General features: G+C 31.9%; 9 protein-coding genes. 5 read left to right on the forward strand and 4 right to left on the reverse strand.

Annotated elements, in window-relative coordinates; translation table 11 throughout:
- Window positions 1–116: 116 nt before the first annotated feature.
- The 4 genes from IEV10_RS00005 to IEV10_RS00020 all read right to left on the reverse strand — a co-directional run bounded on the left by IEV10_RS00005 (window position 117) and on the right by IEV10_RS00020 (window position 7,577).
- Entirely contained in the window at window positions 117–2,072 is a 1,956-nt protein-coding gene (locus IEV10_RS00005; RefSeq protein WP_188372641.1) for a putative porin, read from the reverse strand.
- A 103-nt stretch (window positions 2,073–2,175) separates the two neighbouring features.
- Entirely contained in the window at window positions 2,176–3,000 is an 825-nt protein-coding gene (locus IEV10_RS00010; protein WP_188372642.1) for a hypothetical protein, read from the reverse strand.
- 12 nt (window positions 3,001–3,012) lie between these two features.
- Window positions 3,013–4,524: a RagB/SusD family nutrient uptake outer membrane protein gene (locus IEV10_RS00015; protein WP_188372643.1), complete on the reverse strand. Its 1,512-nt coding sequence runs from the start codon at window positions 4,522–4,524 to the stop codon at window positions 3,013–3,015.
- 11 nt (window positions 4,525–4,535) lie between these two features.
- Window positions 4,536–7,577, reverse strand: a complete 3,042-nt coding sequence (locus tag IEV10_RS00020; RefSeq protein ID WP_188372644.1) for a SusC/RagA family TonB-linked outer membrane protein — start codon at window positions 7,575–7,577, stop codon at window positions 4,536–4,538.
- A gap of 204 nt (window positions 7,578–7,781) precedes the next feature.
- On the opposite strand from IEV10_RS00020, the gene rnhB reads away from it, so the two are divergent.
- From rnhB to IEV10_RS00045, 5 genes are all read left to right on the forward strand, one after another.
- A complete protein-coding gene (gene rnhB / locus IEV10_RS00025; protein WP_188372645.1) occupies window positions 7,782–8,384 on the forward strand; it encodes a ribonuclease HII in 603 nt (200 codons plus the stop codon).
- A 32-nt stretch (window positions 8,385–8,416) separates the two neighbouring features.
- Window positions 8,417–10,753, forward strand: a complete 2,337-nt coding sequence (locus IEV10_RS00030; RefSeq protein ID WP_188372646.1) for a DUF3352 domain-containing protein — start codon at window positions 8,417–8,419, stop codon at window positions 10,751–10,753.
- A 70-nt stretch (window positions 10,754–10,823) separates the two neighbouring features.
- On the forward strand, window positions 10,824–11,873 hold the full coding sequence (locus IEV10_RS00035; protein WP_188372647.1) for a nucleoid-associated protein: 1,050 nt from the start codon (window positions 10,824–10,826) through the stop codon (window positions 11,871–11,873).
- A 39-nt stretch (window positions 11,874–11,912) separates the two neighbouring features.
- Window positions 11,913–12,845 carry an ion channel gene (locus IEV10_RS00040; RefSeq protein WP_188372648.1) on the forward strand — a complete coding sequence of 311 codons (933 nt, stop codon included), beginning with the start codon at window positions 11,913–11,915 and terminating at the stop codon, window positions 12,843–12,845.
- Window positions 12,846–12,964: 119 nt separating this feature from the next.
- A complete protein-coding gene (locus tag IEV10_RS00045) occupies window positions 12,965–13,657 on the forward strand; it encodes a hypothetical protein (protein WP_188372649.1) in 693 nt (230 codons plus the stop codon).

Here is a 13,657-nt window from a genome sequence, read left to right on the forward strand (position 1 = left end):
CCCATTAAAAAACACATTAGGGATAGAACCTTTGTTGGAACCCTATAAACCTAATAGTCTATAAGCAACTCGCAATAGCTCAACCAAGCACAACCCTTGGGAACATCATAATAATTTTATAGAAAGAAATTCCATACTAAACCAAATCTAACCGTAAAATCTCTATAGGGATTGTTTGGTGCGGAAAAAAAATCATAGCCCGTAAAGGATGAGTTAAAATGTTCTGCTTTAAGATAAATACGAGTTTGACGTACTTTAGCGTTTATAAAAAAGTCGAGTCTTGGGAAGCCTCCTATTTCGGTTTGGTTCTGTGTATAGAATTCTGCAAGTAGTGGATCATAACCATTACCATTATATTTACTAAAATAGTTGAGCGTAATTCCTGTCTGGAATTTTAAAGATTTTTTAAAAACTTCATCCGAGTAATATAAGGTATTCCTTGTTACTAATGATGGAACATTAAGAACATTATCGTTACTTGTTACATTTTGATACATGATTGTATTATCTAATGCAAACTTCCCCAAACGAAATTCTTTTTGGATTTTTAATCTCAGATATTGTATTGATTCTGTATACTGAGCAGGCTTAATTACCTTGGTATTGTTATCTATGCTCTGTAAATTAAAATAGGTGTAGTTATCTATATTGCTGACATCTATAGACGCATTACCATACTTTTTTGACTTAAGACTAAATGCTATTTGTTGAGTCTTTATATTATTGAAATTACTTTGATTATCCCAGTTATAGTTTGTATAATCACTTTGATATAATAGATGGTTATAGTTTGGCAATCTAGAACTAATATCTACTTTGCCTTCTAAATACAAATTATCAGATAGTCTATAACCTGCTTTGGCATTAATAAAATTACCTTTTATGTCTTCAGATAAGTTTGCTCCTATTTCTCCATTAAAAAGAAAACTTCCTAATTGTTTTTTATAGGCTCCTCTAAACCCAAAGAAATTTGTTTTAATTCTATTGGTAATTGTTAGGCCTTCTAGTGTGACTAGACTATTATATCCGTAATTAACATCATTATAAAAGACTTTAAAATCCACTCTTCCAATAATATTATTATTAAAAGCAATACCGAAATCCGTATAAAAATCTTCTAGAGTAACTCTGTCTTCAATACTATTACTAAATGATGAACCAAAGAAATCATTATCAGCAGATGTTTGATTATACTCATAAAACTTATCTTCAAAAGAAACCGTATTAGTTAATGACAATTTTGTATTAGAAGTACTATCTACTCTATTAATTAGAGAATATGCTTGTTCTAAATGAAAGCGTTTTCCTTCTAATATGTTTTCAGCATTCTCAAAATTAGGGTCAAATACAGAACGGTCGATTATTTCTTCTACACCATCTTTAAATCTTTGTACATCGTCATCAGTTAAACCTCCATTCTCTTGATTTAATAAATCCTGCATAGTTATATGACCTCTCATGCTATATCTTCCATTCTTAGTCGTATAATTAGTAGTAAATCTAAAATTACCAGTACTTGTTAAAGCGTTTTGATAATTACCTAAAGATCTAAGTCCTTTATAGGCTAAGGAAAAATTAAATTGCTTTGACGTGTTTACAGTAAAGAAAGCATCTAAATTTTGCCCTTGAGAAAAAACAGTTTTAAAATATAATTCTGTCAAAGGTGTTGGAACATGGTAATAGTTAATATCTCCAATCTCCATATAGTTAAAATGTCTAGCTTGAGCAGAAAATAAAGGCTTAATATAACTGGTAGAAGCGTCTAAACTAAGCGTATTATAGGTTTGTCCAGTATTTGCAAACTGTATACGATTAAAATTGTCTTTGCGTAAATAGTTATACTTATATTCTTTCTTTATTGTCAATGTGGTATCCACATACGTAGTATCATTCTTGAAATCAACAATTAAATATTTTTCAATTGAGGGTTTCCCGCTTTTAGAACTGGCGTTTTTTTTAGCCAATAATTTAGTTGTATCAGAAACAACAGGAGTTTTTTTCTTTGGTATTTTTTGTCCATAAACAAAAGATGGAAAAACAAAACAGAAAAAAAGTAAAAAAAATCTACTCATTTAAAAGAATGAAAAATTTATAACGTAAAATTAAACAAATAAAGTATACTGCATAAAAAAAGCGGCTCTTAAGAGAACCGCTTTCTGAACTATAATAACAAAATTATTGCTTTGTAAAAATCATTTCATATGTTCTAGAAGCTCCAAGTGGCCCTTCTGCAGTTATAGAGAAATCTGCTTCATTATAAGAAGATGTATCTATAGACCAAGTTGTGAATAAAGCTACAACTTCAGTTTCTGGTGTCATTGTAACTATTCCGTCACATGACAAGAAAGTAAATACAGTACCATCTGGTAAAAACTCATTACCTAAATTTGTCATAACAATTTTTGACCCAGTCATATCTGTTGGATCTAATGCGAAATCCATTAAATAGGTTTCTCCAAATGCTACCGCTAATGGCAATCCTGTATTAGGACCACCTGTAATTACCTCGTCTACATCAAATGTACCAACCCAATCATTAATATCGAAAGGACAATCATCGTCTGCAATAGTCACTATTCTTGTTACATTGTTAGCATTTTCTCCACCAATTCCTATTGGTAATGAACTAGACTCTGTAAGTGTAACTGAAACATCAATATTACCATCCGTGTCAAAATTATTGACAGGTCTCATTGTAAATGTCACACTTGTTTCCCCTGGCATAATAGTCAAAGAAGTACCTGATACAACCTCATATCTTGAGTCATCATCAGATGTTACCATAACCTCAACATTTACAGCTTCGGATTTAGGACCATCTAATATGTAATTTATCTCAATGTCATCAGGAGAGCTCTCTACCACATTAATTGTTGCAACTGACTCTAGTTGTATAAAACCTGCACTATTAGTATAAATAGGGTTCTCATATTCTTCACAACTCAAATTAAACATTATTAGAGCTGCTATTGCTGATATTTTTAAAAAACTTTTTTTCATCTGATTAATATTTTAGTTTCCGTATCCTGGGTTTTGTTGTTCTCTTAATCCAGGGTTACCATTAAACTCCGTGAGAGGTATAGGAAGGGTTAATCGGAAATCATTATTATTTAATTCACAAACATTAAATTGAGCACAATCTAATGGATCTCTAACAATATTCTGATTAGCTCTTGCCCCTAGTCTCTTTATGTCTTTCCATCTATGTCCTTCAAAAGCAAATTCTACTCTTCTTTCATTAAGAATCGCAGCAAAAGCTTCAGTTTGGGTTGTATAGGTAGGTAAAGCTTGAGGAGAACCATATCTAGCATCTCTCAATTGCTTGATTGCAGCAGCAACAGAAGCAGAACCTCCATTTAAGCTATTTGCATCAGCATAAGCTTCTGCTTGTATCAATAACATTTCAGCAGATCTAAAAACTTTAAGATCATTCATAAGAAACTGTCCTTCTGAACCTGGATATTTTTGAACAACTAAAACATCTTCGTTGACAAAATCTACTGCATTTTGATAATCAGGAGAGACAACTGATGAAGGTGCTAAATACGCATCATATCTAACATCAGCAGGGTCGAAAAGGTTAAATAAATTTCTACTAAATTCATAATAGGCTCCACCACCGGCAGTTGCATTTACGAATGCCCACATATTACCTGCCCATCCTCCAGCTGCAACACTACCTGAAGCACCTTGAAAATCAAATGGTCCATTAAAACTTCTTTCAAGTTTAAATATAATTTCAGCATTACTATTATCTAACCATATACCTGTAAATTCAGCTCTAGTTGCTAAAGGATAACGATTAACTAAATCTTGGGCTAAAGGCAATGCAGTAGTGTAATCACCTCTGTATGCAGCTATTCTTGCTCTTAAAGCACTGACAAAATCTCTTGATATAAAAGTCGAAGTAGCGCTAGACATATCAGATAATAAAGTTTGTGCATCATCTAAATCTTGTTCTATAGCAGCATAAACATCACCATTAGTATCTCTTAGAGGTTGATCTCCAAGACCAGGAACAGATGTCTGTATTGGTACACCTAAGGCATTATCATCTGCATAATCTGTAGAAAAATACGATAATAACTGGAAGTGTGAATAAGCTCTAAATGCAAGTGCTTGACCTCGGATATTATTATACTCTGCTTGTTCATCAGCACTTGGTGTATAAGCATCAAGACCTACTAAAAAAGTATTAATAGAGAATAACTCTATATACCCGTCAATCCACATTCTAAATGGAGCTGTAGAACCTGAGTTAAGCTCAAATACAAATCCAGTATTAAAACCTTGACCACCTGTAGCTACACCCGGTGCTACTTCATCAGTGAAATTAGTAGCTAATGCTATTTCTTGAGTAGTATCATATAGTGTATAAATACCTATAATACCTCTTTGCAAGTCTTCAATAGAATTAAATGTCGTCTCTGGAATTAATCTTCCAGGCTGTTGTATATCTATTGCATCATTACATCCTAAAAATGCTAATGTGCATATACTAAGTAAATATTTTATTTTTTTCATTTTCATTTTTTTTAAAATCCAAGTTCAACACCAAAAGATAATATACGCGGAGTTGGATATTCTAATCCATTAAGCCTAGATGCGGCGTCAAATCCTCTGAATTCTGATAGTGTAAACAAATTCTCAGCATTCATAAACAATCTCAAACTTGATATACCTGTAGTCTCTAGAGATTTAGCAGGGAAATTATATCCAAATTGAGCAAAACGTAATCTAATAAAGTCCATTGGCGTTAAAAATCTATCACTACCAAACTGATCGTTATTAACATTAACTGACGGTATATCAGTAACATCACCAGGTTGTTGCCAAGCTCTTAAGAAATCCGCAGAAACTCTAAATTGACCAATAACATCTGGATTCAAGAATCTTGAATAATCATTATCAAATTGATCTCTTCCTGCTTCGAATTGCATTTGAGTTTGTAAGAACCAACCTTTATAATCTACATTAATATTGAAACTTCCTGTAAAATCTGGCACACTATTTCTGTCTGTCCATACCCTGTCTAAATCGACATTAGGATCTTCAGTAAGATTATTATTACGGTCTAGATAAAGTAAGTTTCCAGTAGCAGGATTAACACCAGCATAACGTAAAGTAAATATTTCTCTAAGCTTACCGCCATTTCTACCAATACCAATAATTTCACCATCTTCACTTGGCAAATCAGCTAATTCTGTTTGATTATAATTTCCTACTAATTGAACACCAACATTTAAATCAGATGTTCTTACTAGATCATAATTTAATGCAACATCTACACCACGATTTTTTAATGTACCTGTATTGGCTCTTAATGTGAATTGTCCATTAACACCGGAAATTGGTTGGTCTTGGAATAAATCCGTTGTTTCTTTTTCATAAACATCAATAGAACCACGTAAACGGCTATCAAATAAAGCAAAATCAACACCAACGTTTAATTGTGCAACTGTCTCCCATTTCAACTCATTGTTACCAAGTTGGTTAAATAAGATAGCATCAGCACCGCCGTAACCTTGTAATAAAGTAAAGAAGTTAAAAGGTAAGTCTGCACCACTCCAATATGTATTACCTTGAATTCTTTGATTACCTGAGGTACCATAAGATGCTCTTAACTTTAAGTCTTGGAAGACAGAGTCATCCATAAAACTTTCATTTGAAATATTCCATCTACCAGCTATAGACCAAAAAGTAGCCCATCTATTGGTTGTTGCAAATCGATAAGACGCGTCACGCCTAACAACAGCATTTAAACCATACTTAGAATCAAAATCATAATCAAACGCTCCAAAGTAAGATAACAATCCTGCATCTGACTTAGTTGCACTAACAGTATCAACACGAGCATCATCATCTGGAGTATCAGCTAAGAAACCAGCATCATCTTGTGGTACAAATGTCGCAGGATCTAAACCATTAGCAACAAAACCAAAACTTCTTCTATGAGCTTTGAAATATTCTAAGTAACCACCCAATCCAAAAGTATGCTTGCCAAATTGCTTATTCCAATTTAAGCTAGTTGTAGATTGAAATGAAAATTGTCTATCTGAATTTTGCTGTGCAAAACCATCCACTGCTGGATTAAAACGAAGTTGGTTTCTTGATATCGGATCTTGTGAGTTTAATAAAACTACATTTTGATAATCCACACCACCATTAAATGTAGCTGTAATATCGTCAGTTATTTTATAACTTGCGTTAAGTCCTGCAATAATCTTAAGCTCCTCATCTAAACGATCAGAAGTATTTAATTTATCTGTAATATAAAAAGGCGCATATTCTATAAAGAAATCATTTGCCAACTGTTGACTTGTAGGCTGATCATCTGGAGTAAAATAAGGTAATGATGAAAGTGCACCAAACAAAGGATTTTGATTAACACCATTAGTACCAATAGAAGTTAATTGATCACTCTTAGAATAATTAACAGATATCGAAGTACCATAATTAAACTTTCCATTTGATGACGATCCATTAATATTATTTCTAAAATTAAAACGCTGTAAATTACTATTGTTTAATATACCCTCTTGATTAAAATAACCTATAGAAGTAAACTGCGAAGCATTTGCAGAACCACTTGATAGAGTAATAGTATGGTTTTCTGTAACCCCTGTTCTAAAGAAGAAATCAATCCAATCAAAATCTGCCTCTTGAGCTATTTCAGCATCAGTAAGTGGCGACCCTGTCCCTGGGAAAAGAACATTTCCTCCTGTTTGAGCACCGTTTCCTAAACCAGCACCACGAGCCCTACCATAAGTTCTCTCTAACTCCAAGGCCTGTCTAGTGTTAACTAAATCATATCTATTATCTTGAAGTGTAGCATAACTTAATATACCTACATAATTCACTTTTAAGGTTGAATCTTTGGTTCCTCTACGAGTTTTTATTACAACAACACCGTTAGCACCTCTACTACCATAAATTGCTGTAGCACCTGCATCTTTTAAAACATCAACTGATTCAATTTCATTAGCATTTAAACTTCTAAAATTATCCTCATTTACTGGCACTCCATCGATTAAAAATAAAGGTTCTGTGTTACCATTAATAGAGTTAACACCCCTTAATTGAACCAAAGAATTTGCTCCAGGCTGTCCACTATTAGTAGAAATATCAAGACCAGGAATTTGTCCAGTTAAAGTTTGCACTAAACTAGCATTAGGCCTATTCTCTATCGTCTCAGATGTAACCTTAGATGATGCGATAGCGGATTTTTTCTTAGATGATGTCGAATAACCTGTAATAACAACCTCGTCTAACGCAGCCACATCATCGGCCATAGCCAAATCAATGGTATTAGCTGCACCTACTGTTCTTTCGGCAGTTTTCATACTAACGAATGAGAAGACCAATACATCTCCTGATTTTGCTTTGATAGAATACTTTCCATCAAAGTCTGTTTGCGTACCTCTAGCGGTACCTTTTACAAGTACTGTAACTCCTGGCAATGGCAAACCATCCGAAGCTGCAGTAACTGTACCCGTAATGTCTTTCTCTTGTCCAAAAGAAAGCTGCATTACAAACGCCATAAATAGCGTTAATAACCATGTTAACTTTAATTTCATAAAACAATTATTTGAGTTAGTCTTCCGCAAACATCATAATAAAATATTAAAAATCCAAGGGAATAGCATAAAAAAATGTTAAAGGAAGGCGCATAAAACTTAATAATACAGCAATATCAGTTTTATTCTATTAAAGAATAAAAAAATACTTACAGTATATATTGATTTTTTAATAATTGAATGTATTTTTCAAATCCGATAGTCATGAATTTAATAATTCAATATTCAAAAGAGAAATTAGAGTGCGGAACAGACGAAGCTGGTCGAGGCTGTCTTGCTGGTCCAGTAACTGCTGCTGCAATTATATTAAAGCCTAGTTTTCAAAATAATATACTTAATGATTCTAAACAATTATCAGAGAAAAAACGTTTCCAACTAAAACCAATTATTGAATCTAAAGCATTATCTTTTGGTGTTGCACATATCTTTCAAGAAGAGATTGATACTATTAATATATTAAACGCCTCTATAAAAGCCATGCAGGAATCTATAGCTAAGTTAAAACTACAACCAGATTTTATAATTGTAGATGGAAATCGATTCAAGCCCTATAAAGATATTCCTCACCAGACTATAATTAAAGGTGACAGTAAATATCTTAGTATCGCTGCCGCATCTGTTTTAGCAAAAACATATAGAGACTTGTATATGGAAACAATACATGAAGAATTCCCAATGTATAATTGGAAAAAAAATAAAGGCTACCCAACTAAAGAACATCGAGAGGCTATAAAAAAATACGGTATTACAAAATACCATCGTAAATCTTTTCGTTTACTTCCAGAACAATACCAATTAGATTTATGAGTCTTATATATTTGTAGAAAATTAATCCTTGAATGAAAAAGCATTCCCTTTATATTATTCTTGTTTCTGTTTTCTTTTCTTGTTCTGGACGTTATAAATCTGAAACAACCATTCCTGATATTATTCCTAAATCAAGTCATACTATTATAAAGGTAAATGCACTTAATGATTTTAAAACACTTTCAAGTAGTAATTCTCCGTTTGAAGAAATACAAATAGATTCACTATTAAACAAAACAAATGTTTTAAACATCTCTAATCCTTTGTATATATGTATATCTGATAGTAGCTCTGCTTACATTACAAAATATTCTGAATCACTCATAACAAAAGATTCCACATTAAATAATATTACTCAAAGAAGCACTAAAGATGATATTTATAATACCATATATAATAAGGACACGCTTTATTACAGGATTATTGACAGTCTATTCTTTGGATCTTATAATGTAAAATCTGTTGAGAAAGCTAAAAGAAATGATAATCTTGAATTAAAAAACTTACTCCTCACTACTGATGATAAAAACCTAGGATCTATAGTTTTTAAAAAGAAAAAGAAAAATACATTACTATTAAAGGATAGTCTTTCGTCTACATATGACATCATTGATATTAATGCTGAACCTAATACGATAACATATAATGGTATTACAAAAAGTAGTGATAGTCTTTTTTATATAAACGCTTTCAAAAATACCACTCCGCAAGAGTTTAAACTTTCTGAGATAATTCCTGCAAATACGAAAGCTCTAACCAGAATTGCTTTCGATGATTTTACAGTCTTCTCAGAAAATCTATCGAATATAAATGGCTCTCCTAAAGATTCAATTCCTGATTTTTTAAGTTCATCAAACGAAATTGCATTATTTAATACTAAAACCGGAAACGCAATTGCAATAAATGCTATTGACGAAAGCTTGATTAAAGAATCGCTAAACACTAACTCAATCAAAGAAACTTATAAAGGTGTTACAATTTTTAATTTTTACTCGCCAAATGCTTTTAATAATTCTCTAGCACCTTTTATAAGTATAAAAAATACCGCTTTTGGATTTATTTATGAAAGTTTTGTAGTGTTGGCTTATAATCCTAAAACGCTTCAACATATCATTTCAAATAAATTGAACAATCAAACTTTATCTAGCTCTGAAAAGTACAAAAGCATAGGTAATAGTTTAGCAAATGAATCGTCTTACTTAATTTATAAAGATGGTGAAGGCTTATATGAATTTTTAGACCGAGGCGCAAAAGGCTATAATGCAAATGTTGTGCAATATGTATACGACATAGACTTTGCACATATTAACGGTGTATTATCTAAATATAAAAAACGTGCTGCAAGCAATTCTGTAACAGAAGATTTTACCACCAAATTACCATCAGAAATACTAATTAAACCGCAAACAGTAAAAAATCACAGAAATAATACTCACGAGATTGTTGTACAAGACGTCTCCAATAATCTATACCTCATTTCAAGTGGCGGCCGTATTCTTTGGAAAAAACAACTCAATGCTCCTATTATTGGAAGAGTAGAACAAATTGATATTTATAAAAACGGAAGACTACAGTTAGTATTTGCCACTCAAAACCGCGTCTATGTTATAGACAGAAATGGCAAAGATGTAGGGCCTTTTCCAATGAAATTCAATGATGCCATAACCCAACCATTATCCGTATTTGATTATGATAATCGTAAAAATTATCGACTATTGGTTACACAAGATAAATCATTGTTAATGTATGATGTTAATGCAAAACGTGTTAATGGTTTTAAGTATAAAAAAGCATCAAACTCTATAAGCACGCAACCAAAACATTTTAGGATTGGAAGTAAGGATTATATTGTTTTCTCTCAAGGACAAAAACTAGAAATATTAAATCGTCAAGGACAAGAACGCATAAAGGCCAATGGCGAAATAAATTTTTCAGGAAATTCTATTTTTCTCTATCAAAACAAATTTACATCGCTTAATAAAAAGGGACAGTTGGTGCAAGTTGATACCAAAGGGCATACGACCATAAAATCTCTTGGTTTGGGCTCAAATACAAAATTTGAGACGACTAGTAAAACCCTAGTAGCTTTAAAAGAAAATAAACTAAAAATTAAAAGTCAAGTTGTGGATTTAGACTTTGGTGATTACACGGCTCCTAAAATCTTTTATTTACAAGATAAAATATACATTACAACTACAGATTTACAATCCAAAAAGGTGTATACTTTTGATAGTCAAGCAAAGCTTTTACCTAACTTTCCAATATTCGGAACAACATCTGCAGAACTACAAAATTTAGATAATAAACGTGGTTTGGAACTCATAACACAGAGTGATGAAAAAACGATTACAGTTTATAAAATGAATTGATTTTTTATCTTTAATTTGACACCTAATTTTGTACTATTGTAATCCGTTAATTTTTAGACGAATTACACTCATGATTAAACGCCAAAAAGCTTCAATAAAAAGCTTAATTATCCATAAAGTTGGAAATAAATTTAATGGCACAAAAAATGCATTTTCTGAAGCTGCAGTTCATTTTGATGAAGCCACATATCAGTTAATTTTACCTTATCTATTAAAACCATTTGTTAGTGTAGCGGAAACGTATCGTTTTAATCATCACTCTGACGTTAACCTCAATGAAATTAATACATACAGTGAGCAACTATTTTCTGAAGAAGGTGATTTTATAGACCTATCAAAACATATAGTTACGCATTTGTTTGAGCAAAGTAATTCTGCACAAATAAAGACTGGTGATGTTATCGTTTGCCATTTTGAAAACATCCAATATCAAGACTATTTTACTGATGCAATTGGTGTATTTAAAATTGAAAATAAAACGGAGTTCTTTCAGACCTATTTAGAGCAAAACAGCTATGATATTTTAGTGCAAAAAGGCATACAAGCAAAAAAGGTAGATAAGGGGTGTTTAATTTTAAATACTTCCGACATGGAAGGCAAAATTGTGCTTAGTATAGATAATAATAATTACGATGCGCAATACTGGATTAATAGCTTTTTAAATATTAAATACCCTGATGATAGTAACCAGCACACTAAAAACTATATTGAACTCTGCAGGGAATTTTCTAAAGAAGTACTGCATCCCAATTTTGGAGGCCAAGAACAGAGTAATTTTTTAGCAAAAACTGTAGACTTTTTTAAAGAAAATGAAATTGTAAATATTGAAACTTTTAAAGAAGAAGTTTTTGAATCTGAAGACCAAATTAGACAGTTCGAAGATTACAAAAAAACCTACGAAGCTGATAATCATGTTTTAATTAGAAATCAATTCGATGTTTCTGAGATTGCTTTAAAAAAACAAAAGCAGAAAATAAAAACTGAGATTAAACTCGATACTAATATTCAAATAAAACTAGACGTTGATGCCCCAGATGCATCAGCAGAATATCTAGAACGCGGTTATGACGATGAGAAGAAAATGCATTTCTACAAAGTGTTTTTTAATGCCGAGAGTTAGATATTAAATGTCATTCTTTTTCTGTATTTTCGGGAAACAATGGCAAAAAACGAAAAAGAGAAATTTAATGATTTTGGTTTAGGTGATAAATCCTCTTCTGACGGATATCGAGCCCTAAATAAGGATGGTACTTTTAACATTACTAGGACCAACATCCCATTTTTTGAACGTCTAAATTTTTTCCATTCTTTAGTCACCATGAAGTGGTCACGCTTCTTTGGGCTTATAATAATTGGTTATTTTATTGTTAATCTCTTTTTTGCTACAATTTACAGCATGATTGGTGTAGAGCACCTTACTGGCACAAAAGGCATGACACCTTTTGAGCAGTACATGGAAGCTTTCTTTTTTAGTGCCCAAACCATAACAACTTTAGGTTATGGTCGCGTAGCTCCATTGGGCTTGGCAGCTAATATTGTTGCTGCTATAGAATCAATGTTAGGGTTATTATCATTTGCCTTGGCAACAGGTTTACTTTACGGTCGTTTCTCTAAACCAAATACAAAGATTAGATATAGTGATAAAGCAGTAATTGCGCCCTATCAAAACATTAATGGTTTTATGTTTAGGCTTGTAAATCCGCAAAAAAACCAATTATTAGAAGTTGAAATTAACGTGAGTCTATCTGTAAAACGAAATGACTCAGACTTACGAAACTTTTATAATCTAGAATTAGAACGAAAAAAAGTCATGTTTTTCCCTTCAATGTGGACAATAGTTCATCCAATTGACAAAGAAAGTCCAATGTATAATTTATCTAAAAAAGATTTACTAATTAAAGATGCCGAATTCATTGTGATGCTAAAAGCTTTTGACGAATCGTCTTCTTTACCTGTATATTCAAGAACATCTTATAAGGCAGACGAATTATTTTGGGGTGAAAAATTTATTTATGCAGCGAAACGAGAAAACGGAAAACTCAATGTTGATGTAGGCCTTATAAATCATACAGAAAACGTAGATTTAAACTAGTTAACAGCTATAAATAAGTTATTCGGGCTAGAAAATTCGTCACTCATCTAATTTGTAATTAATAATTTGAATTAATTACTACATTACTCTCCAATTAGTTAACCAGTTACTTAAACCCAATGAAAACATTTGCAAAATGTTTGATTCTTACATTTATTTTGTGCTCATCTCTTGTGATTGATGCTCAAATGAGTAATGATTTCCTGAATGACATTGAATCAGAAAAAATTCCAATGCTAATACACCTCAAAAATGGCTCAACCTTTAGGGGCAATGGCTATATAAAAGACAATGATGTGTATTTCACAAGAGACGGTGACAAACACACTAAAACTTATAATGACCTGTCAATTAAATCTTTAGACATTAAGGAAAACGGAAATATTGTTCATTTCGATTATAAACTTCTCAGTAAAGAAGATAAACGTGCTAGATTATTAAGATTAGTAAGCACTGGAAAAATTAATCTTTATCTAGTATCAAATTCCACAAAAAGAAAAAGTATAAATACAAATCCTATTATTACAGAAAGAAGCTCAAGTCTTCCAAAAAGTAAAGCGCAGATATATAAAAAGAAAGCCTTTAACTCGTATCTTCTGCATGATCTGAAGCTCTATTACTTTAGTGACAAAGAGACTGATGTGGTTAGAAAACTAAGGCCATCGAAATATCTATTCAAAAAAAATCATAGCGAATTAAAGCTAAAGCACTTTAGTAAATGTCCTACTTTACTAAAAGATATTGAGGGTAGCTCATACAGATTAGAAGATATAACAAGAACCATTGACATATATAATAATGCTTGTAAATAG

Origin of the sequence: Winogradskyella haliclonae, from assembly GCF_014635865.1 — a bacterium.
Classification (GTDB): domain Bacteria; phylum Bacteroidota; class Bacteroidia; order Flavobacteriales; family Flavobacteriaceae; genus Winogradskyella; species Winogradskyella haliclonae.

Bases quoted from the DNA above. Each gene is read 5' to 3' on its own strand.
- IEV10_RS00005 (WP_188372641.1), bottom strand. From the start codon at position 2,072: ATGAGTAGATTTTTTTTACTTTTTTTCTGTTTTGTTTTTCCATCTTTT.
- IEV10_RS00010 (WP_188372642.1), bottom strand. From the start codon at position 3,000: ATGAAAAAAAGTTTTTTAAAAATATCAGCAATAGCAGCTCTAATAATG.
- IEV10_RS00015 (WP_188372643.1), bottom strand. From the start codon at position 4,524: ATGAAAAAAATAAAATATTTACTTAGTATATGCACATTAGCATTTTTA.
- IEV10_RS00020 (WP_188372644.1), bottom strand. From the start codon at position 7,577: ATGAAATTAAAGTTAACATGGTTATTAACGCTATTTATGGCGTTTGTA.
- rnhB (WP_188372645.1), top strand. From the start codon at position 7,782: ATGAATTTAATAATTCAATATTCAAAAGAGAAATTAGAGTGCGGAACA.
- IEV10_RS00030 (WP_188372646.1), top strand. From the start codon at position 8,417: ATGAAAAAGCATTCCCTTTATATTATTCTTGTTTCTGTTTTCTTTTCT.
- IEV10_RS00035 (WP_188372647.1), top strand. From the start codon at position 10,824: ATGATTAAACGCCAAAAAGCTTCAATAAAAAGCTTAATTATCCATAAA.
- IEV10_RS00040 (WP_188372648.1), top strand. From the start codon at position 11,913: ATGGCAAAAAACGAAAAAGAGAAATTTAATGATTTTGGTTTAGGTGAT.
- IEV10_RS00045 (WP_188372649.1), top strand. From the start codon at position 12,965: ATGAAAACATTTGCAAAATGTTTGATTCTTACATTTATTTTGTGCTCA.